This window comes from Cryobacterium sp. LW097 (assembly GCF_002205495.2).
Taxonomy (GTDB): Bacteria; Actinomycetota; Actinomycetes; order Actinomycetales; family Microbacteriaceae; genus Cryobacterium; species Cryobacterium zongtaii.
Map to the genome: position 1 here is coordinate 2,949,073 of NZ_CP021992.1, position 21,833 is coordinate 2,970,905.

Annotated in this window: 19 protein-coding genes; 5 read left to right on the forward strand and 14 right to left on the reverse strand. The window is 69.2% G+C overall.

Features of this window, described 5'->3' with window-relative positions; translation table 11 throughout:
* Window positions 1-89 precede the first annotated feature (89 nt).
* Window positions 90-1,358, reverse strand: coding sequence for an MFS transporter (locus tag B7495_RS13845; RefSeq protein ID WP_088457101.1), 1,269 nt, complete (start codon window positions 1,356-1,358; stop codon window positions 90-92).
* Window positions 1,359-1,591: 233 nt separating this feature from the next.
* On the opposite strand from B7495_RS13845, the gene purU reads away from it, so the two are divergent.
* Together purU and B7495_RS13855 are read left to right on the forward strand one after the other, a co-directional pair.
* Window positions 1,592-2,467: a formyltetrahydrofolate deformylase gene (purU, locus tag B7495_RS13850; RefSeq protein WP_088457102.1), complete on the forward strand. Its 876-nt coding sequence runs from the start codon at window positions 1,592-1,594 to the stop codon at window positions 2,465-2,467.
* A gap of 21 nt (window positions 2,468-2,488) precedes the next feature.
* The gene (locus tag B7495_RS13855; RefSeq protein WP_088457103.1) at window positions 2,489-2,848 is read left to right on the forward strand and encodes a YrdB family protein; all 360 of its coding nucleotides are present in this window, start codon (window positions 2,489-2,491) and stop codon (window positions 2,846-2,848) included.
* 3 nt (window positions 2,849-2,851) lie between these two features.
* Here the strand turns inward: B7495_RS13855 and B7495_RS13860 are convergent, their stop codons facing one another.
* The 5 genes from B7495_RS13860 to B7495_RS13880 form a co-directional block, all read right to left on the reverse strand.
* Complete coding sequence (locus tag B7495_RS13860) at window positions 2,852-3,244, reverse strand: DUF1761 domain-containing protein (protein WP_088457104.1); 393 nt, start codon at window positions 3,242-3,244, stop codon at window positions 2,852-2,854.
* A 55-nt stretch (window positions 3,245-3,299) separates the two neighbouring features.
* Window positions 3,300-4,175: an AraC family transcriptional regulator gene (locus B7495_RS13865; RefSeq protein WP_088457105.1), complete on the reverse strand. Its 876-nt coding sequence runs from the start codon at window positions 4,173-4,175 to the stop codon at window positions 3,300-3,302.
* Between the two features lie 69 nt (window positions 4,176-4,244).
* Window positions 4,245-5,504 carry an MFS transporter gene (locus B7495_RS13870; RefSeq protein ID WP_088457106.1) on the reverse strand — a complete coding sequence of 420 codons (1,260 nt, stop codon included), beginning with the start codon at window positions 5,502-5,504 and terminating at the stop codon, window positions 4,245-4,247.
* A gap of 44 nt (window positions 5,505-5,548) precedes the next feature.
* On the reverse strand, window positions 5,549-7,444 hold the full coding sequence (locus tag B7495_RS13875) for a heavy metal translocating P-type ATPase (protein WP_088457107.1): 1,896 nt from the start codon (window positions 7,442-7,444) through the stop codon (window positions 5,549-5,551).
* A 197-nt stretch (window positions 7,445-7,641) separates the two neighbouring features.
* Window positions 7,642-8,856, reverse strand: coding sequence for an NADP-dependent isocitrate dehydrogenase (locus B7495_RS13880; protein WP_088457108.1), 1,215 nt, complete (start codon window positions 8,854-8,856; stop codon window positions 7,642-7,644).
* 164 nt (window positions 8,857-9,020) lie between these two features.
* Here B7495_RS13880 and B7495_RS13885 point away from each other — a divergent pair, with 164 nt between their 5' ends.
* Both B7495_RS13885 and B7495_RS13890 read left to right on the forward strand, forming a co-directional pair.
* Window positions 9,021-9,473, forward strand: coding sequence for a GNAT family N-acetyltransferase (locus B7495_RS13885; protein WP_088457109.1), 453 nt, complete (start codon window positions 9,021-9,023; stop codon window positions 9,471-9,473).
* 3 nt (window positions 9,474-9,476) lie between these two features.
* Window positions 9,477-9,797 carry an MGMT family protein gene (locus B7495_RS13890; RefSeq protein WP_088457110.1) on the forward strand — a complete coding sequence of 107 codons (321 nt, stop codon included), beginning with the start codon at window positions 9,477-9,479 and terminating at the stop codon, window positions 9,795-9,797.
* Here the strand turns inward: B7495_RS13890 and B7495_RS13895 are convergent.
* The 5 genes from B7495_RS13895 to B7495_RS13915 form a co-directional block, all read right to left on the reverse strand.
* Complete coding sequence (locus B7495_RS13895; RefSeq protein ID WP_205748681.1) at window positions 9,772-11,013, reverse strand: NAD(P)/FAD-dependent oxidoreductase; 1,242 nt, start codon at window positions 11,011-11,013, stop codon at window positions 9,772-9,774. The two genes, B7495_RS13890 and B7495_RS13895, sit on opposite strands and share 26 nt — an antisense overlap.
* A 272-nt stretch (window positions 11,014-11,285) precedes the next feature.
* The gene (locus tag B7495_RS13900; protein WP_088457111.1) at window positions 11,286-13,091 is read right to left on the reverse strand and encodes an ABC transporter ATP-binding protein; all 1,806 of its coding nucleotides are present in this window, start codon (window positions 13,089-13,091) and stop codon (window positions 11,286-11,288) included.
* Complete coding sequence (locus B7495_RS13905) at window positions 13,088-14,938, reverse strand: ABC transporter ATP-binding protein (protein ID WP_088458105.1); 1,851 nt, start codon at window positions 14,936-14,938, stop codon at window positions 13,088-13,090. Before B7495_RS13905 ends, B7495_RS13900 begins: the two co-directional genes overlap by 4 nt.
* Before the next feature lie 452 nt (window positions 14,939-15,390).
* The gene (gene ddaH / locus B7495_RS13910; RefSeq protein WP_088457112.1) at window positions 15,391-16,203 is read right to left on the reverse strand and encodes a dimethylargininase; all 813 of its coding nucleotides are present in this window, start codon (window positions 16,201-16,203) and stop codon (window positions 15,391-15,393) included.
* Window positions 16,204-16,406: 203 nt separating this feature from the next.
* Window positions 16,407-17,240, reverse strand: a complete 834-nt coding sequence (locus B7495_RS13915) for an alpha/beta fold hydrolase (protein ID WP_205748682.1) — start codon at window positions 17,238-17,240, stop codon at window positions 16,407-16,409.
* A 180-nt stretch (window positions 17,241-17,420) separates the two neighbouring features.
* On the opposite strand from B7495_RS13915, the gene B7495_RS13920 reads away from it, so the two are divergent.
* Window positions 17,421-17,963 (forward strand): TetR/AcrR family transcriptional regulator, encoded by a 543-nt coding sequence (locus B7495_RS13920; protein ID WP_088457114.1) that lies wholly within the window; start codon window positions 17,421-17,423, stop codon window positions 17,961-17,963.
* A 206-nt stretch (window positions 17,964-18,169) separates the two neighbouring features.
* On the opposite strand, the gene B7495_RS13925 is transcribed toward B7495_RS13920, so the two are convergent.
* The 3 genes from B7495_RS13925 to purN form a co-directional block, all read right to left on the reverse strand.
* Window positions 18,170-19,390: a mechanosensitive ion channel family protein gene (locus B7495_RS13925; protein WP_240632257.1), complete on the reverse strand. Its 1,221-nt coding sequence runs from the start codon at window positions 19,388-19,390 to the stop codon at window positions 18,170-18,172.
* Between the two features lie 163 nt (window positions 19,391-19,553).
* Window positions 19,554-21,236 (reverse strand): bifunctional phosphoribosylaminoimidazolecarboxamide formyltransferase/IMP cyclohydrolase, encoded by a 1,683-nt coding sequence (gene purH, locus B7495_RS13930; protein WP_088457115.1) that lies wholly within the window; start codon window positions 21,234-21,236, stop codon window positions 19,554-19,556.
* Window positions 21,233-21,826 carry a phosphoribosylglycinamide formyltransferase gene (gene purN / locus B7495_RS13935; protein ID WP_088458107.1) on the reverse strand — a complete coding sequence of 198 codons (594 nt, stop codon included), beginning with the start codon at window positions 21,824-21,826 and terminating at the stop codon, window positions 21,233-21,235. The genes purH and purN overlap by 4 nt, the downstream gene beginning before the upstream one ends.
* Window positions 21,827-21,833 lie beyond the last annotated feature (7 nt).

Consider the following 21,833-nt stretch of genomic DNA (forward strand, 5'->3'; position numbering starts at 1 on the left):
GGTCTGCCCCGCCAACTGTTGCCCGTGCGGACAAGTGCACCCGGTACGCCGGGCGCACTTGTCCGTTTCGGCACCAGTTGCGGCGGGGCTCAGACGGCGCGGCGGCGGATGACGATGTCGCTGAACAGCACCAGGGCCAGGGACAGCAGGATGATGGCCACGTACACGAACGGCACCGTGCCGAGCCCCACCCGGTCCAGCAGGAACGCTCCCACGAACGCGCCCAGGCCGATGCCGATGTTGAAAGCCGTGGTGTACACGGCGCTGGCGGTGTCGCGGATGCGCACCGACGCGGTGTGCAGCAGCCGGGTCTGCAGCAGCGGCGGGAATGAGCCGAACGCCAGGCCCCAGACCAGGAACGCGATGATCGCCACGGGCAGCACCTCGGTGGACAGTGCCAGCACGCTCACGCTGACGGCGGTGACCGCCAGGCCGAGCACCAGGCCCAGCTGCGGGCGCTTGCTGAACACCACCCCGCTGATGAACAGGCCGATCGCCCCGGCGATGCCGTAGGCGAAAAGCAGGGGTGCCACGGCGTCGCTGCCCACGCCGAGGGTGTCGCTGAGGAACGGGGCGATGTAGGTGTAGAAGGTGTAGTGCCCGATCATGGTCAGCGCCGTAATCACGCAGACCAGCGCGACGGCGCCGATCGTGGCATCCCGCGGCAGCTTCGCGGGCAGCGTGACCGTGCCGGTGGCCGTCGTCACGGGCTGTGCCGGCTTGGCGTTGTAGTGGTCGACCTTGGGCAGGAACTTCCAGATCACCACGGCGCCCACGAGCATCAGCCCGGCGAGCACCACGAACGAGAGCCGCCAGCCGAGTAAGTGGCCGAGGAAGGTGCCCAGCGGCACCCCGAAGACGAACGCCAGTGTGCCGCCGGCGATGGTGATCGAAACCGCGCGGGCGATCTGGTCCCTGGGCACGAGGTGCGCGGAGTACGCGCCGACGACGCCCCAGAACAGGCCGTGCGCCAGCCCGCCGATCACCCGGGAGATCACCACGAAGGTGTAGTCGGGGGCGATCGCGGTGAGCACGTTGCTCAGCGCGAACACGACCAGGACCATCAGGATCAGCCCGTGCCTGGGCATCCGGCGGGTCAGCAACGCCAGCGGTGTGCTGGTGATCACGACGGTGAAGGCGAACCAGGACACGAGCAGCCCGACCTGGGACTGGCTCACGCCCAGCGAGCTGCTCATTTCCGGCAGCAGGCCGGTGGGCAGCATCTCCGAGGTGACCGAGAGGAACACAGCGGCGGAGAGGGCGATCAGGCCGATCCAGGGGAACGGTCCGCTGGGGGCTTTTTCGTTCGGACCGGGAACGCCGGTCGATGGCAGCGTGATGGGCGCGGTGAATGACATGGGTGCTGTGGCTCACAGACAGGATGCCGCTTGCCCGAGGCCAGCGGCTGTCACGGCTGGCTGCGCGGTTCTTCAAGCGGTGCGCGCCGACGTGCGCGCCCGGGGCCGGTGAGATTCCGCCGACCACGGACTAGCTTAGCCGAGTGAGCCCGCAAACGACAGGGTCGCCCGGCGTAACCGGCCGGCCGGCCGCTGATGCCGGTGTGCACCGGCAGTCCCGGTAATCTGGTTCGATGAACCCCAGTCTTCCGGCTCCCGTGCACCACCACCACCTGGTCGTCACCCTCGTCTGCCCCGACCAGCCCGGTATCGTGCACGCCGTCAGCGGCGCGATCGTTCAGGCCCGTGGCAACATCACCGAGAGCCAGCAGTTCTCCAGCGCCGACACCGGCCGGTTCTTCATCCGTCTGCAGGTGGAGTCCCCCGCGAACCGCGACGAACTGCAGGCCGCGCTCGCGCCGATCATCGAGCGGTACGCCATGGCATCCGTCATCGACGTTGTCGGGCGGCCGCTGCGCACCCTGGTGCTGGCCTCCACCGCCGGGCACTGCGTCAACGACCTGCTCTTCCGCCAGCGCGGCGGCCAGCTGGCCGTCGAGGTGCCACTGGTGCTCAGCAACCACGGCACCCTGCGCGACCTGGTCGGGTTCTATGGCGTGCCGTTCGAATCGCTGCCGATCACGGATGCGGCCAGCAAGGCCGCGTTCGAGGCTCGCGTGGTCGACGCCGTCGAGGCGAACGACATCGAACTGGTGGTGCTGGCCCGGTATATGCAGATCCTCTCCCCCGAGCTGTGCGCGTATCTCGAGGGCCGCGCGATCAACATCCACCACTCGTTCCTGCCCGGCTTCAAGGGGGCCAACCCGTACAAGCAGGCCCACGCCCGCGGTGTGAAGCTCATCGGCGCCACGGCGCACTTCGTCACCAGCGACCTGGACGAGGGTCCGATCATCGAGCAGAACGTCGTGCGCGTGGATCACTCCCGCACCCCCGCCGAACTCGTCGCGATCGGTCAGGACGAGGAGAGCCGCACCCTCACCCAGGCGGTGAAGTGGTTCGCCGAGAACCGGGTGCTGCTCGACGGAGCACGCACCATCATCTTCAAGTAGCCCGGTCGGTAGGATTGGCGGGTGAACGACACCCGCCCCACCCCGACCATCGGCGCCAACGACATCCTGCGTTTTGTGCTTGAACTGTTCGCCTTCGTGAGCCTGGCGCTCTGGGGGTTCCTGGCCTGGCCGCTGCCGTGGCCGGGCATCCTGGTGGGCATCCTCGCGCCGGCCTTCGCGGTCCTGGTCTGGGCGCTGTTCCGCTCGCCCAAGGCCGTGTTCCGGCTCGACCCGTTCGGCAAGGCGATCGTGGAGATCTTCGTGTTCGGCGCCGCGGCGTTGGCCTGGTGGGACCTGGGCCAGCCGATTGTTGCCGGCGTCTTCGCGGTGGTGGCCACCGTCAGCGGTGTGCTCTCCGGCCGCAAGGAGCTCGGCGCCTGAGCGTTACTGCAGCAGACCGATGATGGCGCCCATCACGGTGAAGGACACCACGTTGTACGACCCGTTGATGGCGAACAACACGAGGCTTCTCCGTTCGAACAGGTAGTTCACGCCGAAGGCTGCGGCCACGAACGTCGAGCCGGTGGCGAATCCGGCGAACGTGCCGAAGCCCGGCCCGTTCGAGCCGATGAACGCGGCCAGGCTGATCGCCATGACGATCGCCAGGATCGCCGAACCGATGAAGACCCGCGCGGTGCCGTGCTTCAGCTGTTCGTCGGTGACGCCCGCCGCGCGCTGCCACGGGCGGGCGAACACCACCGAGTACCAGAGCCCGCCGATCACGAACGACGAGAGTGCGGCCAGCGCGACCGCCAGCCAGTTGAATGACACGTCCATGTCTACTCCCGGGATACCTGGTCCCGGCCACTCCGGGACACTGTCACGCTAACCATCAGGGCGCGGTGCGTCTTGTAGAAAATTCCGGCACCGTCGGCGACGGCACACCCTCCGGCTCATCCAGCGGCACGAAGGCGGCGTAGTCCACACCGAAGCGGGTGACGATGTCGAGGTACCGGCTGGGCGAGAAGCCCGTGAACGCCCGGAAGACCCTGATGAAATGGGGCTGGTCGTAGTACCCGGACGTGGCCACCAGATCGGCCCAGCTGGGCATCGGCCCCTGCAACGGGAGTTCCTGGATGAACTGGCGGAACCGGACGATGTCCGCGTAGGCCTTGGGGGTGACCCCGCACCAGGACTTGAAGTCGTCGATCAGGCGGTGGTGACTGAGCCCGGCGGCCGCCGCGATCTCCGGCACCGGCGCATCCGGGTTCTGGTGGATGCCGGCCCAGGCCCGCAGCACCGCCGGCGGCGCCGAGCCTGGCCGTCGCCGGGCGCGCAGGTGGTCGATCAGCAGCGCCACCGCCCCCGCCGGGTCGGGGGCCCGCCGCGCGGTCTGCCGCAGCGCGTCGGTGTCACCGAGCAACCCCTGGCTCTCTCGCACGGTGCCGGTCAGCTCGTCGGCGGGCAGATCGAGGAACCTGGCGGCGGCGAACGGCGCCAGCTCGGCGGCGACGTGCCGGATCGCCGACGGGCTCTGGGTCATCAGGAACCGTGGCTGCAGCCCGGACAGGAAGCCCGCCCCGAGCGTGCGCGCCGCGCCGGTCTCCAGGTCGAATACCCGATACGGGTCGGACAGGTTAAGGATCAGGTGCAGGGCGGGCTGCGGGAAGATGCGCTCGTAGCGTTGCTCCGCGGGCTGCTCGAGGTACCACAGCCGCAACACGTCCGGGGCCAGATCGGCCGGCACGGGCACCTCGAGGTAGGCCATGCCCCCACCGTAGGACCGACGGCTGCCGCTGGCTACTCGACCGGGCAGGGTCTGCAGGAGTTGTGCGGCTCAGCGGTCGACGGCGTCGGTGACCGGCGGCTCGGCGGCGGGGTGCGCGGGCAGGCCGGCGGGCATCCGCAGGGCGTAGAGGGAGGTGGCGACGAAGAGCAGCCCGCCGAGCAGGAACGCGGCCGGGTACGAGACGGTGTCGGCGAGCAGGCCCGCCACGAGGGGGCCGACGATGGCGCCGAAGTCGGAGAACATCGAGAAGATCGCCACCGGGCGGCCACCCGCGGTGCCGGCCGCGTCGCCGACGGATGCCGCCGGCGCGGTGCCCATGAATGCCGCGGCGACGCCGTAGACACAGAGCAGCGCGGTGAGCAGCCAAATGTTCGGGGCGAATGGGATCGCCGTGATCGTCACGGCCGCCACCAGGAAAGCGCCGATGATGGCAGGTTTCCGTCCGACGGTGTCGACGAACCTGGACGCGGGCGCCAGAGCAAGGGTCTGCGCGACCGCGGCGACGGCGAACGCGATTCCGGTCCAGGCGCTCGGTCCCTTGAGTACCTCGACGACGAGCACCGGCACCAGGGCGCCGCGCACCCCGAACGACGACCAGCCCTGGGAGAAGTTGGCCAGGCAGGCGGCGCGGAACCGGGGGTCGCGGAGCACGCTGCGGAGCGGGAGCATCGGTGTCGGAGCGCCCGTCAAGCCGGCGCCGGCGCGCGTGGCCGGCTGCAGCAGAACCAGCCCGATCACCCCGGCCACGGCGAGGGTGCCGGCGTAGAAGAAGAACGGCGCGGTCAGCGAGATGGTGGCGAGCAGGCCGCCGAGCGCCGGCCCGGCCATTCCGCCGATGAGGAAGCCGCCCTGGTAGAAACCCACGGCGCGGCCGCGGATGCCCGGCGCGGTGGTGCGCAGCAGCAGGGTCATCGCCGCGACGGTGAACATCGCCGAGCCGATGCCGCCCACTCCCCGCAGCAGCAGCAGTTGCGGGTAGCTGCCGGCGATGCCGACCAGGCCGCTGGAGACCGCCACGATGCCGATGCCCACGGCGAGGATGGTGCGTTCGCCGGCCCAGTCGATGAGCTTGCCGCAGACCGGGCTGGCGACGAAGCGCATCAGGGCGAACGCCGACACCACCGCGCCGATCTCGAGGTTGCCCACGCCGAAGCTCTTCACGTACACCGGCAGTACCGGCACCACGACGCCGAAGCCCACCATGACGAAGAACGCGATCACACCGAGCACATAGACATCCCGGCCGAGGCGGGGTTCGTTAGCCGTTCGGCTGGTGGTGGGCCCGAACGGCAAACGGATGCGTCGCATCCCTCCAGATTAGGCGCTCGCGGGCCCCTGGAAGATCGCCAGAGTCAGCGGGTGGGCACCGGCTGTGTGGCCGCGGGAATTCGGGCGGCCACCCCGCGGGCCCGCACGTCGCGGCGCCCGCCGATGGCCCGCAGCGCGTTGAGGATGGTGGCCAGGTCCACCAGCTCCTGCAGCAACGCGCCCACGGTGGCGGGGATCAGCCCGAACGCGGCGGCGATCATCAGGCCGATGCTGAGCGCGATGCCGAGCCAGATGCTCTGCAGGGCGATCCGCACGGTGTCCCGGCCGATTGCGACGGCCCGGGCGGCGCGGGACAGGTCGTCGAGCAGGATCACGGCATCCGCCGATTCGCTGGCCGCGGTGGACCCCTTGGCGCCCATCGCGATGCCCACGTCGGCCACGGCGAGCACGGGCGCGTCGTTGACGCCGTCGCCGACCATGATCACCGGCCGCTCCCGGATGGCCCGCACGGCGTCGACCTTGTCGGCCGGCAGGCAGTCCGCCCGCACCCTGGTGATGCCCACCAGCCGGGCAATGTGGTTCGCGGTCGGCCGGGTGTCGCCGGTGAGCATCACGGATTCGCGCACGCCCAGCCGCTCGAGCGCCGCGATGGTGGCGCGGGCGTTGTCGCGCACCTGGTCGCTGGCGACGATGCAGCCCGCGTACCGGCCGTCCACGGCCAGGTAGATGGCCAGTTCGCCGCCGGACAGGTCGGCCGGGTAGGCATCCGGGGCGTGCTCGGCCACAAACGACAGCTTTCCTACGACCACCTCCTGGTCGCCGAACCGGGCCGTGACGCCGTGCGCTGGCACCTCCACGGCCGACTCGGTGCGCTGCAGCGCGAGGCCGCGCGTTTCGGCGGCGGTGATGACGGATGCGGCGAGCACGTGCGACGAGTACTGCTCGGCCGACGCGGCCAGGCTGAGCAGCTCGTCCTCGCTGAACGGGTCCTCCGGGCAGACCCGGGCGATGGCCGGCGTGCCGTAGGTGAGGGTGCCGGTTTTGTCGAAGACCACAGTCTTGGCGCGGGCGAGTTTCTCGAGCACTCCCCCGCCCTTGACGATGATGCCGTTCCGGGCCGCCCGGCTCATCCCGCCCATGAACGCCACCGGGGCGGCGAGCAGCAGCGGGCACGGGGTGGCGACCACGAGCACCTCGGCGAAACGCACCGGGTCACCGGAGACGAACCAGGCCAGGCCGGCGATCAGCAGCGCCCCCGCGGTGAACGGCACCGCGTACCTGTCGGCGAGGCGCACGACCGGGGCCTTGCTCGCGGCGGCCTCCGCCACCAGCGCCACGATCTGCTGGTACTGGCTGTCGGCGGCCTGGGCGGTGGCGCGCACTGTCGCTGCGGCCTGCCCGTTGATGGAACCGCTGAGCACAGGGTCGCCCGCGTGCCGCTCAACGGGCAGGCTCTCGCCGGTCAGCGAGGACTCGTCGAACGCGGCCGAGGCGGAGACCAGGTCGGCGTCCACGGGTACGATCTCGGCGGGCCGCACCAGCAGCAGGTCGCCGATCTGCACCAGGGTGGCCGGCACGTCGTCAACGTCGGAGGAGCCGCCCCGCAGCAGGTGCGCGATCTGCGGCACCCGGTCGAGCAGGGCGTTCAGCTCCCGCTGGGCCCGCCCCGCGGCGTAGTCCTCGAGCGCGGCGCCGCCGGAGAGCATCAGCACGATCAGCAGGGTGGCCACGTACTCGCCCACCAGGATGGTCGCGATGATGGCCATGATCGCCAGCAGGTCCACGCCGAACGAGCCGTGGCGCATCCGTTTGATCATGCCGACGCCCTGGATGCCGACCACGACCAGGCCGAGGGCGGAGAACAGCCACTGCACGGCGACCGTCAGCCCGGCGGCCCACAGCAGCAGTCCGAGCAGGCCGATGAGGATGGTTGCCGCCACAACCGGATACCGGCGGAATGCTCCCGTGAGCGTGGACATGGCTCCATTGTCACCTCGGATGCCCGTAGGCACCAGCAAGGAGAGCCTCCGCTTGTCGCCGTACCCGTCGGGCCAACTGTTCCCGGTGCGGACAATTGCGCCCGGCGCACCGTGCACATTTGTCCGTTTCGGCGACAGTTGGGCGCAGAAAAGGCCCCGCCGGATCGACGGGGCCTTTTCGGGTGCGGGCGGGCGGGTTAGGCCAGGCGGGTCTGCAGGTTCTCGGCGATCGCGGCCAGGAACTCCTCGGTGGTGAGGTAGCCCTGGTCCGGGCCGACCAACAGCGCGAGGTCCTTGGTCATCTTGCCGCTCTCGACGGTCTTCACGACCACATCCTCGAGGGTGTGCGCGAACTCGGCGAGCGCCGGGTTGCCGTCGAGCTTGGCGCGGTGCGACAAGCCGCGGGTCCAGGCGTAGATCGACGCGATCGGGTTGGTCGAGGTGGGCTTGCCCTGCTGGTGCTGGCGGTAGTGCCGGGTCACGGTGCCGTGCGCGGCCTCGGCCTCGACGACGCTGCCGTCGGGGGTGGAGAGCACGCTGGTCATCAGGCCGAGCGAGCCGAAGCCCTGCGCGACGGTGTCGGACTGCACGTCGCCGTCGTAGTTCTTGCAGGCCCAGACGTAACCGCCCTCCCACTTCATCGCCGATGCGACCATGTCGTCGATCAGGCGGTGCTCATAGGTGAGGCCGGCGGCCTCGAAGCGGTTCTTGAACTCGGTGTCGAAGATCTCCTGGAAGATGTCCTTGAACCGGCCGTCGTACGCCTTGAGGATGGTGTTCTTGGTCGACAGGTAGACCGGGTAGTTGCGCTCCAGGCCGTAGTTGAGCGAGGCGCGGGCGAAGTCGATGATCGACTTGTCGAGATTGTACATGCCCATGGCCACACCGCTGCCCGGCGCCTGGAAGACCTCGAACTGCTGCGGGTCGCCGCCGTCCTTCGGGGTGAAGGTCATGGTGAGGGTGCCTTCGCCCTCGAAACGGAAGTTGGTGGCGCGGTACTGGTCGCCGAACGCGTGGCGGCCGATGATGATCGGCTTGTTCCAGCCCGGCACCAGGCGCGGGATGTTGGAGATGATGATCGGCTCACGGAAGATGGTGCCGCCGAGGATGTTGCGGATGGTGCCGTTGGGCGACGCCCACATCTTCTTCAGGCCGAATTCTTCGACCCGGGCCTCGTCCGGGGTGATGGTGGCGCACTTGACGCCGACGCCGTGCTTCTGGATGGCGTGAGCCGCGTCGACGGTGATCTGGTCGTCGGTCTCGTCACGCTTCTGGATCGAGAGGTCGTAGTACTCGAGGTCGATGTCGAGGTACGGGTGAATCAGGGAGTCCTTGATGGCCTGCCAGATGATGCGGGTCATCTCGTCCCCGTCAAGCTCGACGACAGTACCTGCAACCTTGATCTTCGACAATGGATTCTCCTCAGTGAGTCGGGGCGTGGTGGCCGTCAACAATCCTAGCCGAGGGCGGTAACTGTCTCGACATCGAGACAGTTGGCCGGCGTTTCGGTGACGGCCGCCGAGTCCCCCACAAACCCGACTACCTGCCGCCGTGGCCGGGCGATAGCCTTGGGTGTATGCCTGAACTCCGACTTGAAGAACTGTCCGCGCGCAACATCGTCGCGGCCAATAACCTGAGCCTCAAGCCCGGTCAGGAGCAATTCATCGCGCCGGTCTCGTATTCGGTCGCCGCATCCGTGATCAACCCGGCCACCGCCTGGCAGCGTGTCGTATTGCTCGACGGCGAGGTCGCCGGGTTCATCCACGGTAATTTCGACCCCGAATCCGCCCAGGAGGAATTCCGCGCCTGCATCTGGCGGATCAACGTCGACGCCGAGGCCCAGGGCATGGGTGTGGGCAAGTTCGCCGCCGATGCCCTCGCCGAAGAGGCCCGTCACCGCGGTTTCGACCGCATCACGGTGATCTGGGAGCCCGGCGAGGACGGCCCTGAGGCCTTCTTCCACCGCATCGGCTTCGTCGACATCGGCGAAACCGAGTTCGGTGAGGTCATCGGCGCGCTCACCCTCTAGCCGGTGCGCCTCAACCCGGCCAGCCCGTTCGTGGAGGCCGTGCTCGACATCGTCGAGGCGATCCCACCCGGCCGGGTGATGACCTATGGCGACGTCGCCGCCGCCCTCGGCTCCCGCGCCGCCCGGGTGGTGGGCCAGACGATGGCGCAATTCGGGTCGGATGCGCCGTGGTGGCGGGTGATCCGCGCCGGTGGGCATCCGCCGATCGGCCACGAGAGCCGGGCGCTGGTGCACTACCGGGCCGAGCAGACACCGTTGCTGCCCGGTCCCGAGCCGGAGTCCGGCTACAGGGTGGACCTCAGCCGAGCGCGCTGGCGTCCCTGACAGGGCCGGCCGGCCCGGCAGTGTCAATGTGGGCGTCGGTGTCGGTGAGGCTCAGGCTGAGCTCGAGCAACCGGGTCCGCCACTCCTCGACCCGCCCGGGCTGGTCGATGCCCAGCACCGCCACCGGCGTCTCGCCACGGCGGTAGACGGCCAGCAGGTCGCCGGTGTCGACCCCGCCCGCCTCGATCGTCATCGACTCGCCACCGTGCACCCGGCCGGCGAACTGCACCAGGGCGCCGGCCTGCTCCGAGGTCAGCGTGGCGGGCGCCCCCGCCCCGCCCGGGTCGACCCCGAGCAGCGCGGCCATGGCGATCGACGGTCGGTTGCGGGTGTCGCTGAAGTGCGCGATGCGGCGGTGCGCCCCGGTTTCCGGGTCAAGCCAGGCCGCACAATCACCGACCGCGACGATCCCGGGCACGCCGGTGCCGCCGGCCGCGTCGGCGACCACCCCGCCGTGCAGGTCCCGGCCACCCGGGTCGAGTGCGGAGCCGCCGAGCCAGCCGACCAGCGGCACCGCGCCGATGTCCAGCAGCACCAGGTCGGCTCCGATCTCTTCCCCGCTGCTCAGCCGCACCCCGGACACCCAGCCGGGGCCGATCAGCTCGGTCACCCGCAGGTCGGTGCGCACGGTGATGCCCCGGCGCTCGTGCAGCCCGAACACGGCGCCGGCGACGGTGGCGCCGAAGGCCGTGTGGAGCGCATCCGTGCTACTGACGAGCACCGTCACCCGCAGACCCAGGTCACGGGCGGTCGACGCCACTTCGAGGCCGACGACCCCGGAGCCGACCACGACCAGGTGGGCGCCGGGCAGCAGTTCTTCGCGGAGCGCCAGGGCGTCCTCCACGGTGCGCAGCGTGTGCACCCCGCGGGGCATGGTCGACATGCGGCGGGCGGCGGAGCCGGTGGCGATCACCACGGCGTCGGAGTCGACGGTGCGGCCGTTGGCCAGCGTCACCCGGTGCGTGGCCGCGTCGAGCGCGACGGCCGCGACCCCCAGGCGCCAGTCGGCGTCGAGGTCGTCGTGAGGGGCCTCGAGCGCCAGTTCATCGATCGTGGTCTGCCCGGTGAGGAAGCCGCGGCCGAGCGGCGGCCGGTCGTAGGGCCGGTGGCGTTCGCTGCCGAGCACGGTGATGCGGCCGGTGTAGCCGTGGGCGCGGAGGGCGACGGCACTGGCGTGGCCCACCACCCCCGCACCCACGATGGTGACTGAGTCCATGCTGGGTGATCCCCCGATCAGACAGGCCGACACCAACGGATGACCGCGCGGCGCCGGCTCGGGAACGAGGCTGCTCGTTCACGGCGGTTGTGTTCTCTGGCACCAGATTCGCTGCCAGCCCAGGGAGTGTCAAGCGCGTCGGGCCGGTTCCCGGTAAGTGGTTCCCGACCCTCAACATCCCCGAAACACCCCCGACTCAAACCACCCGCGAACCGCGACCCAAGCACCGAAAGCCTCAAGTTTCGGGTACTTGGCTGACAGTTCGCGAGTGGTCAGACGAGGGACTCGCGCCAGGCGGCGTGCAGTCGGGAGAACCGGCCGGTTCCCGAGATGAGCATGTCGGGGGTGCCGTCCTCGACGATGACGCCGTTCTCCATCACCAGCACCCGGTCGGCGATCGCCACGGTCGACAGGCGGTGCGCGATGATCACCGCGGTGCGGTCGCTGAGCAGCGTCTGCAAAGCCTCCTGCACCAGCCGTTCGCTGGGGATGTCCAGCGAACTGGTGGCCTCGTCGAGGATCAGCACCGCCGGGTCGGCCAGGAACGCCCGCGCGAACGAGATCAGCTGACGCTGGCCGGCGGATACCCTGCCGCCGCGCTTGTTCACGTCGGTGTCGTACCCGCCGGGCAGGCCCACGATGAAGTCGTGCGCGCCGACGGCCCGCGCGGCCGCCTCGATCTCCGACCGCGTCGCATCCGGTTTGCCGATCGCGATGTTGTCGGCGACGCTGCCACTGAACAGGTACGCCTCCTGGGTCACCATCACGATGGCCCGGCGCAGGTCCTTGGGGTGCAGGTCGCGCAGGTCGACGCCGTCCAACAGCACCCGGCCGTGCGACGGGTCATAGAACCTGGAGATCAGCTTCGCCAGGGTCGATTTGCCGGCGCCCGTCGAGCCGACCAGGGCGATGGTCTGCCCGGGTTCCAGGGTGAGGCTGAAGTGCGGCAGGATGACCCGGTCGGCCTGGTACTCGAACTGCACGTTGTCGAAGTGCACGGCACCCTTCGAGGTCCACAGGTCCACCGGCGTGACGGGGTCGGGCACACCGGGCTGCTCCTCGAGCACCCCGGAGATCTTCTCCAGCGCGGCTGCGGCCGACTGGTAGGAGTTGTAGAACATCGCCATCTCCTCCATCGGGTCGAAGAACCGGCGGGTGTACAGCAGCGCGGCGAGCAGCGCACCGATGGCCAGCTGCCCGTCGGCCACGCGGAAGCCGCCGACCAGCAGCACCGCGGCGACGGTGACGTTGCCGATCAGGATCAGCCCGGGATCGAACACGCCGAACAGTTGGATAACGCGGGCGTTGACCAGCCGGTACGACTCGACGAGCTTGCCGAAGACACCCTCGTTGCGCTTCTCGGTGCGGAACGCCTTGACCGCGCGGATGCCGGTCATGGTCTCGACGAACTGCACGATCAGGCTCGCGGACGCGGTGCGGGACTGGCGGAACAGGTGCTGCGAGCGCACCTGGAACCAGCGGGTCAGCGCGAGCAGTGGCACGAGTGCAACGAGCAGCACCAGCCCGCTGACCCCGTCGAGGGCGAAGAGGGCGATGCCGGTGAAGGCCATGTAGAGCAGGCCCTGCACGAGCTGGTTGATGCCGGAGTCCAGCAGCTCCCTGATCGCATCCAGGTCGCTGGTCTGCCGGGAAATGATGCGTCCGGAGGTGTACGACTCGTGGAATTCGAGGCTCAGCCGTTGGGTCTGCAGGAACACGCGCTTCCGCAGGTCGATGAGCACGGCCTGGCTGATCCGGGCGGAGAGCACGGTGTACCAGGCGATCAGTAGCGCCCCGGTGATGCCGGTGATCAGGTAGATCGCCCCGGTCGCCGCCAGCGGCACCCAGTCCTGTTCGAGCAGGGCGGGCAGGCCCTTGTCGATGCCGAACGCGATCAGGGCCGGGCCGGCGACCTGCGCGGCGGTGGACACGACGACGACGAGCATCGCCATGACCACCGACCAGCGCACCGGGAACAGCAGCGAGCCGAGCAGGCGCAACGACCGGCGCCGGATCTGCGCGCTTTCGGCCTTGGTGTAGTCGAGGCGCTCTTCGCCTTCGACACCGATGACACTCACAGTGCTTCTCCCGCTCGCTCGGACTCTCGTCGTTCTTCGTCCTCCAGGCTGGAGATGACGAACTTGTAGTGCGGGCTCGAGGCCAGCAGCTCGGAGTGCGTGCCGACGGCGGTGATCTTGCCCGCCTCGAGCAGCGCCACCCGGTCGGCGAGCATCACCGTGGACGGGCGATGCGCCACGATCAGGGCGGTCGTGGACGCGAGCACCCGGCGCAGGGCGGCCTCGACCAGCGACTCGGTGTTCACGTCCAGCGCGGAGAGCGGGTCGTCGAGCACCAGGACGGCGGGTGCCGCGGCCACGGCGCGGGCCAGCGCCACGCGCTGTCGCTGCCCGCCGGAAAGGCTCATGCCCTCCTCGCCGACGAGGGTGTCGACACCGTTGGGCAGGTCGTGCACAAACGCCGCCTGCGCGATCTGCAGCGCCTCGGCCAGGGCCGCGTCGGCCTCCGGGGTGCGCTCGGCGAACTCCGGGCGGCCCAGCAGCACGTTGTCACGCACGGATGCCGAGAACAGGGTGGCGTCCTCGAACGCCATGGCGATGTGCCGGCGCAGCTCGTCGCGGCGGAGGGCCCGCACATCGACCCCGTCGAGGGTCACCGAGCCATCCGTCACGTCGTACAGCCGGGTGGTGAGCGCCGTCAGGGTGGACTTGCCGGAGCCGGTGAGACCGACCAGCGCCATGGTCTCGCCGGGTTCGAGCACCAGGTTCACCCCGTCGAGCAGGTCGGGAAACCGTTCGGGTGAGTCCGCGTAGCGGAAGTGCACGTTCTCGAACGCGAGCCGGCCGCGCGGGCTGGTGATCGTGACCGGGCGGGGCGGGTCGGTGATGGTGTTTGGCGTGTCCAGGATGTCGAAGAACCTGTCGGTGGCGGTGCGGGTGTCAAAGGTCATCGACAGCAGGAAGCCGATCGACTCCACCGGGAAGCGCAGCACGGTGGCGGTGGCGAAGAACGCCACCAGCTCGCCGACGCTGAGCTGGCCCTGGCTGGTCAGCCAGACGCCGGAGACCAGGCAAAGCGCGAACGCGACGTCGGGCACCAGCAGCAGCCAGAGCCAGATCCCGGCGATGGCGCGGGCCTTCTCGATCTCGGTGCCGCGCAGCTCCTCCGCCTGGCTGGCGAAGCTCTTGAGCGCGAAGCTGCCACGGCCGAACGCCTTGAGCACCCGGATGCCGTGCACCGACTCCTCGACGGCGGTCGCCAGGTCGCCGGACTGGTCCTGGCTGCGCCTCGCGATCACGGAGTACTTCTCCTCGAACACGTAGCCGTAGATCCAGATCGGGATCGAGCAGACCAGGAAGATCACGCCGAGGATCCAGTTCATCGACAGGAGGATCACCACGCCGGCGATGATGGTGAGGAAGTTCACCACGAGCAGCACCAGACCGAACGAGATCCAACGGCGGATCATGTTGAGGTCGCTGACGGCGCGCGAGAGCAGCTGCCCGCTCGGCCAGCGGTCGTGGAAGGTCACGGGCAGGTCCTGCAGCCGGGCGTACAGGGCGTTGCGCATCCGGGATTCGATGTGGGTACCGGGAACGAGCACGAACCAGCGGCGCAGCGCGATCATGCCGGCCTCGAGCACGCCGAGGCCGAGCACGATGAGTACGGCGGGCCAGATCGGTGCAGTGTCTCCCTGGCTGAGGGCGCCGTCGACGAGTTGCTGCAGCACCTGCGGGATGGCCAGGGCCACCAGCGAGGCCAGCAGTGCCGCGAGCATGCCCAGGCCCAGCCTCGGCAGCGCGGGCTTGGCATAGGGATAGAGCCGCAGCAGGGTGCGGAAGGTGTTGGAGCGCGCAGCGGGCGTGGGCGCAGTGTGCGGCGGATGCTGTGGAGCAGTGGTGGTCATGAGAGAGGTTCCTGGCTGGGCCGGCTCCGGCGCTGAAGCGCCGGTGGGCTGGATGGTGCGGGGCTGGGTGGGTGCGGGAGCCGCGACGAAGCCGTTGGTGCTGGCGGCGGTGCTGGCGGCGGTGCCGACGGTGCTCCTGGCGGCGTGCGGTGGTGCCCGGTGCCGGCGCGGAATGACCACGTCCGGAAGAGGAAGCGGGCGGTGACGCCCGCTGAAATGTGCGGCCCGCGCAGACGCGGGCGGGTGGGGTTCTCTGGCCGGGACCTTAGATTGAGGCGAGTCGGAGCGCCGGGACGAAGGCAGCGCCGGTCGCAATCGATGCGTACCTGGTGCGAGCTGTCTTGGTCATGTCGGCCTCCTGAGCGTTTCGTGTCATCGTCTTGTGCCCCCCTTGTTCAGGCAGCCTTTCAGGATAGGGCCACGGACGACTCCGGCGCAAGCAGAATTTTCGCTCAGCGAACGCGCACGCTCAGGCAGGTGACACAGCCCTCGAGCTTCTCGAACTCGGTGATGTCCACGGTCACGGCCCGATAGCCGAGCCCGGTGAGCAGCTCGGTGGTGCGCGGCGCGGCGGCCGACATCAGCAGGGTGTGCGCGTCGAGCACAACCACGGCGGTACCCTCCGCTTCGGGTACCGGCACGAACCTCTCGAACAGTCCCGGGTCGTCCACGAGCGGCGGGTAGCCGATGATGGTGCCGTCCGGCAGGGCGGTGATAGCGGTCTTGAGGTGCAGGGCTCGGGTCACCGGAACCGGGACCACGGTGTAGCCGAGGGGTTCGACGATGGTGGCAAGCTGCGCCGCACCCTCAGCGTTGGTGCGCAGGCTCTGCCCCACGTAAACGGTGGCGCCCACCTTGAGCACGTCACCGCCGTCAAGGGTGCCGGGCAGGTCGATCCGGCGCACCGTGAGTCCCAGGGCGCGCACGGCCGCCTCGGCACCGGCCGTCTCGCCGCGTCGGCTGGGCGCACCAGGGCTGGCGAGCACGGCGGTGTCGCCGAAGAGGATCACGGCATCCTCGATGAAGACGGAGTCCGGCTGGTCGGGTGCCGGATCCACCTCGGTGATGGCCCAGCCCTCCGACTGCAGCGCCGCCACGTAGCCGTCCCACTGCGCCCGGGCCAGCCCGAGGTCGATCGGCACACGATCGATGTGGGTGATCTCGCCCTCGGCGAGGATGTCGACGGGCCGGCGGACCAGCACGCGCCGAGCGGTGCCCGGCAGAGTCACATCGCCAGGGAGGGCCGAGTCGCCGGAGATTGTCATGCGCACAGCCTAATCGCAGACGAATTGTTCCCCGTGCGGACAACGCGGCAAGCGCAGCATCCGTCAGTTGCCGCAAAGTGCCCTCTCACCCACCGCGAAAGGGCCGGATGCGGCAAGTCGGCGAGCGAAGCATCCGTCAGTTGCCGCAAAGTGCCCTCTCACACGCCCCGAAAGGGGAGGATGCGGCAAGTCGGCGAGCGAAGCTATTGGGCGGACAGGAAGTCGAGGGTACGCGCGACGACGACCTCGGGTTGTTCCTCGGCGATGTAGTAGCCGGTGCCCGGAACGTGGTCGAGCGTGAAGTCGTCGGCGTCCCCTTCGTAGCCGCCGAGGATCTCCGGGTGCTCCCGGGTCGGGTCGTTGTTGCCGTAGAGGACGGTCCCGTAGAGCGACAGAGTCGGAGTGGTCAGACGTGTGCCGCGGTAGGCGCCGGTGCTGCTGCGTTTGGCCTCGCTCAGAATGAAGTGCCGGTACAGTGCCGATCCGGCATCCGCTCGCGCCGGGTCCTTTAGCCGGGACACAAAGGCGTCGATGTCTTCGGGTGCGAAGACCGACGGGTCGCTCGTGTCACCGGTCATCAGCCGGCGCGGCAGCCGTTGTCGTCCGGTGCGGAGGAGCCAGGGTCCCAGACCCGGTATTGCGATGGCGAACATCGACCAGATCCGCCAGACGTACAACAGCGCCCGGGGGTGGAATTCGGGGTACGGGTGCGGGGTGGCAAGTGCGACGAATCTCTCGACTCTCTCGGGATGAGCCAGGCACACCCGAAACCCGACGATGCCGCCCCAGTCGTAGCCGAGAATATTCACCTTGTCCAGGTGCAACGCGTCGAGCAGCGCAACGACATCCGCTACCAGCTGCTCGCTCGTGTATCCGTCGGGCGGGGCCTCGGTCCAGCCGGCACCGCGAAGGTCCGGGCAGATCACCCGGTAGTTCGCGGCGAGGGCCGGGATGACCTTGCGCCAGGCCCACCAGTGCTGCGGGAACCCGTGCAGCAGCACGAGCGGCGGGCCGCTACCCGCCTCGGCCACGTGCATCCGCAGCCCCGGAAGATCGAGGAACCGATGTCGGACCCCGGCCAACTCCGGCCACGAGCCCGTGCCCGTGCCATCGAGGCGGCTTGTTCCATGACTGAATTTGCCCGAGGGCTTCATCGCACTCATGCCGCCATAATACTACGGACATAGTGTCTCGTCCACTATGTCTATAGTGAAAGAATGACTCCGATTCGAGTGCGCGTCCTGGAAGCCGCGATCGACCTCCTCGCGACGGGCGGGTTGCGTGCGCTCACCCACGTTCGTATCGACGAACGCGCCGACCTGCCGAAGGGGTCCACCTCCAACTACTTCCGCACCCGGGCCGCCCTGCTGATCGGCGTCTCCGAGTGGATCGTGGAGCAGGAGCTTCGTCCAGTGCGAGTGGCGTTCTCGCCGCGTTCACCGGCCGAGCTCATCGACGCGATGTGCACCCTGCTCGAGGTGACGACCCACGAGAACAGGGAGCTGACCACGGCGAGGCTCGTGCTGTTCATGGAAGCCAACCACAACGCCGAGCTTCGAGAGGCGCTGTCCCGGGGCCGGGCGGCCCTGGGCGAGGGCATCGTGTCCGCTCTCGCCGAGATGGGCGCCCGTGATCCGCAGGCCGCGACGGAGGCCATTGCCGCCTGCTTCGAGGGCCTCCTCCTGCACCGCATCGCCCGGCACGACAGCACCGATCCCCGGCCGATCTTCGAGACCGTCGTGATGGGCGCGCTCGCCTGACCCGCACCCTTGCCCAGCCTCGGCGCCGCCCCGCAACGCCGACGCGGCCGCTCCCGAGTTGCCGCAAAGTGCCCTTCGTGCGGCGCGAAGGGGCCGGATGCCGCAAGTCGGCGAACGCCACCTCTGTCAGTTGCCACAAACCTCGCCTAAACGCGCCGCGACGAGGCAGGATGCCACACGACGGCGGCCCGACGGAGGGCGCCAGACTAGCGCGGCGCGGGCAGGGTCTCGGGGGCGTCTTCCCAGTCCTGCACGGTGATGGACTCAGTGAAGTGCTGGGCGCGTTCCTTGCCACCCTCGTCGCCGGAGAACAGTCCCGGCGCCTCGATCACCGGGCGCGCGGGCTTGCGCGAGTAGCTCGACGGGCGCACCGGCGGGGTCTCCGGCTGCTGGCGCACCTCGACGCGGTTCAGCGGCAGGGCATCGGGGTTCTCGGCGTTGACCCAGTCGATCAGGTTCTCCCGCACGAAGCAGCGCAGGTCGAACAGGGTGGGTGCGTCCTGCGCCGTCACGAGCACCCGCACGCGCACGAAGCCGCCCACGGCGTCCGTCACCTGAAGAACGACAGCCCGGCCGTCCCACAGGTCGGTCTGGGCGACGACCCGGTTGAGCTCGTCGCGCATCGCGGCGGGGTTGACACGCCAGTCCAGGTCGAAGTCAATCTGGCCCAGCAGTTCGCTGTTGTGCCGGGTCCAGTTCTGGAACGGGGTGGTGGTGAAGTAGGTGGACGGCAGCACCATCCGCCGGTCGTCCCAGATGTGCACGACGATGTAGGTGAGGGTGATCTCCTCGATCTTGCCCCACTCGCCCTCGACGATCACGACGTCGTCGACCCGCAGCGCGTTGTTGAACGCCAGCTGCATGCCGGCGAAGATGTTCGCCAGGGTGGACTGGGCGGCCAGGCCTGCCACGACACTGAGCAGGCCGGCGGAGGCGAACAGGCTCGCACCCACGGTCGCGGCGCCGGGAATGCTCAGCAACACCGTGCCGATGGCGCAGATGATGATGATCACAACGCCGATGCGGCGCAGCATCCGCAGCTGCGTGCGTACCCGGCGGGCCACCCGGTTGTCGCGCACGTCGATGCGGTACTTGTTGGCGGTGATTTCCTCGGCGTAATACAGCAGCGCGCACAGCAGCCAGGTGGCGCTGCCGATGAACAGGGCCCGGAAGACGAAGCCCACCGTGGCCTCCCAAGCTTCGGGTACATCGAGGTAGCCGGCGACAGCCAGCCACAGCGCGCCGATCAGCACGGTCATGCGGAACGGCACCCGGATCAGCTTCACGAGCACCCGCGCCCAGGACCTGCGCTTGCCGACCATGCGGAAGGAGAAGGCGGCGATCGCGGTGATCGCGAGGGCGAGAACGATCGCCGCGACAACGGCAACCGGGAAAGCGGGCAGGGACAGCCCGAAAACTTCGATCACAAGGGACCTTTCCGTGTCAGGTCTGAGGAGGACTGCAACGGCGGTGTCACGTGGACCTCCCATCATGTCAGCCCAGACTGAGAAGAGCCACACAACGACGAACGCCGGGGCGACATCCGAGAGATACGGATGCCGCGCCCGGCGTCAGGTCCCTGCCTCACGGTCAGTGGAAGAAGTGGCGCTCCCCGGTGAAGTACATCGACACACCGGCGGCCGTCGCCGCGGCGATGACCTCCTCGTCGCGCACCGAACCGCCGGGCTGCACGACCGCGGTCACGCCAGCCTCCAGCAGCACCTCGAGGCCGTCGGCGAACGGGAAGAACGCGTCGGACGCGGCCACGGCGCCTTCGGCCCGCTCCCCCGCCCGACTCACGGCCAGGTGGCACGAATCGACCCGGTTGACCTGGCCCATGCCCACACCCACGGATGCGCCGGCGTGCGCGAGCAGGATCGCGTTGGACTTCACCGCACGGCAGGCCTTCCAGGCGAACTCGAGGTCGGCGCGCGTGGCGTCGTCGACCTCGGGGCCCGACACCAGGCGCCACTCGGAGGTGTCCAGGGTGTCGAAGGTGTCGGTCTCCTGCACGAGCAGGCCGCCGGAGATCTGGCGCAGCTCCAGCGACGAACGACGGTAGTCGGCCGGCAGCTCGAGCAGACGGATGTTCTTTTTCGCGCTGAGCAGCTCGAACGCGGCCGGCTCGAAGCCGGGCGCAACGAGCACCTCGGTGAAAATCTGGCTGACCGTCTCGGCCATACCCAGCGTGACGACGCGGTTGGCCGCGATGACCCCGCCGAACGCGGAGACCGGGTCGCAGTCATGCGCACGGTGGTGCGCAGACGCGATGGCGTCGGGGGCCTTGGGGTTCGCCACGGCGATGCCGCACGGGTTGGCGTGCTTGATGATCGCCACGGCCGGTTCGCTGAAGTCGAACGCGGCGCGCACGGCGGCATCCGCGTCGACGTAGTTGTTGTAGGACATCTCCTTGCCGTGCAGCTGCACGGCCTGGGCGATGCCCTGGCCGCCCTCGCCGAGGTAGAGAGCTGCGGCCTGGTGCGAGTTCTCGCCGTATCGCAGCACGGCCCCGCGGCTGGCTTCGATCGCGAGGGTCTCCGGGAACAGCAGGTCGGTGGGGTCATCGCTGTCGGCGCCGACGATGGAGTCGAACGCCTCGAGGATCTCCTCGCCGAGCGACTCCGCGTCGTCCTGCCACTGGTCGTAGACGTTCTCGGTGAACCAGGCCGACACACTCAGGTCGTAGTTGGCGGTGTGTTCGAACGCGAGCGAGGCCAGCTTCTGCCGCAGCCGAAGGGTGCTGCCGCCGGCGCCGACGGCCGTGATGATCTCCGGGTAGTTCTCCGGGTCCACGACGATGGCCACGTTGGGGTGGTTCTTGGCGGAGGCACGCACCAGCGCCGGGCCGCCGATGTCGATCTGCTCGATCACGTCGGCGGGTTCCGCACCCGACTCGACGGTTTCGACGAACGGGTACAGGTTCACCACCACGAGCTGGAACGGGGCGATCGACAGGTCGGCGAGCTGGTTCTCGTGCGCCTCGAGGCGCAGGTCGGCGAGGATGCCGGCGTGCACGCTCGGGTGCAGGGTCTTCACCCGGCCGTCGAGCGACTCCGGGAACCCGGTGACGGCGGCGACATCCGTCACGTCGTGGCCGGCGTCACGGATGGTGGCGGCGGTGGAACCGGTGGAGACCATCTCGACCCCGGCGGCGGCCAGGGCGTTGGCCAGTTCGACCAGGCCGGTCTTGTCTGAAACCGAGATCAACGCGCGCTGCACGGGAATGACGTCCCGGTCGCGGTAGAGGCTCCGGGCGTTGGTGTGACCGCTCATATGGGGGAATGCTCCTTGAGATCGACGTGTCCGTTGGCGATGTCGAGCACGGCCTGCACGAGCAGGCGGCGTTCGACGAGTTTGATGCGGTCGTGCAGCGAGTCCTGGGTGTCGTCGGTCAACACCGGCACCCGTTCCTGGCTCACGATCGGTCCGTCGTCCACGCCGTTGTCGACAACAATGATGCTGGCGCCCGTCTGGGTCGCCCCGGCGGCGAGCGCGTCGCGCACCCCGTGGGCGCCGGGGAACTCGGGCAGGTAGGCGGGATGGGTGTTGATCAGGTGCGGCGACAGTGCGCCGACGACCCGCGGCGGCAGCAGCCTCATGAAGCCGCTGAGCACGGTGAGGTCGGGCTCCCAGTGCTGGATCTGCTCGAGCAGCGCGTCGCCCCACGCGTCACGGTCGGCGTAGGAGGCGAACGGCACCGTGAAGGTCGGGATGCCGAATTCCTCGCCGAGAGCGAGCCCCTCGGCGTCGCGGTCTGCACCGATGGCGATCACCCGGGCGGGGAACTCCGCATCGGCGGACGCCTCGAGAAGCGCGCGCAGGTTCGAGCCTCCGCCGGAGATCAATACGACCAGTGACAGCACCATCCGA

Bases quoted from the DNA above. Each gene is read 5' to 3' on its own strand.
- B7495_RS13845 (WP_088457101.1), bottom strand. From the start codon at position 1,358: ATGTCATTCACCGCGCCCATCACGCTGCCATCGACCGGCGTTCCCGGT.
- purU (WP_088457102.1), top strand. From the start codon at position 1,592: ATGAACCCCAGTCTTCCGGCTCCCGTGCACCACCACCACCTGGTCGTC.
- B7495_RS13860 (WP_088457104.1), bottom strand. From the start codon at position 3,244: ATGGACGTGTCATTCAACTGGCTGGCGGTCGCGCTGGCCGCACTCTCG.
- B7495_RS13865 (WP_088457105.1), bottom strand. From the start codon at position 4,175: ATGGCCTACCTCGAGGTGCCCGTGCCGGCCGATCTGGCCCCGGACGTG.
- B7495_RS13870 (WP_088457106.1), bottom strand. From the start codon at position 5,504: ATGCGACGCATCCGTTTGCCGTTCGGGCCCACCACCAGCCGAACGGCT.
- B7495_RS13875 (WP_088457107.1), bottom strand. From the start codon at position 7,444: ATGTCCACGCTCACGGGAGCATTCCGCCGGTATCCGGTTGTGGCGGCA.
- B7495_RS13885 (WP_088457109.1), top strand. From the start codon at position 9,021: ATGCCTGAACTCCGACTTGAAGAACTGTCCGCGCGCAACATCGTCGCG.
- B7495_RS13895 (WP_205748681.1), bottom strand. From the start codon at position 11,013: ATGGACTCAGTCACCATCGTGGGTGCGGGGGTGGTGGGCCACGCCAGT.
- B7495_RS13905 (WP_088458105.1), bottom strand. From the start codon at position 14,938: ATGACCACCACTGCTCCACAGCATCCGCCGCACACTGCGCCCACGCCC.
- ddaH (WP_088457112.1), bottom strand. From the start codon at position 16,203: ATGACAATCTCCGGCGACTCGGCCCTCCCTGGCGATGTGACTCTGCCG.
- B7495_RS13915 (WP_205748682.1), bottom strand. From the start codon at position 17,240: ATGCACGTGGCCGAGGCGGGTAGCGGCCCGCCGCTCGTGCTGCTGCAC.
- B7495_RS13920 (WP_088457114.1), top strand. From the start codon at position 17,421: ATGACTCCGATTCGAGTGCGCGTCCTGGAAGCCGCGATCGACCTCCTC.
- purH (WP_088457115.1), bottom strand. From the start codon at position 21,236: ATGAGCGGTCACACCAACGCCCGGAGCCTCTACCGCGACCGGGACGTC.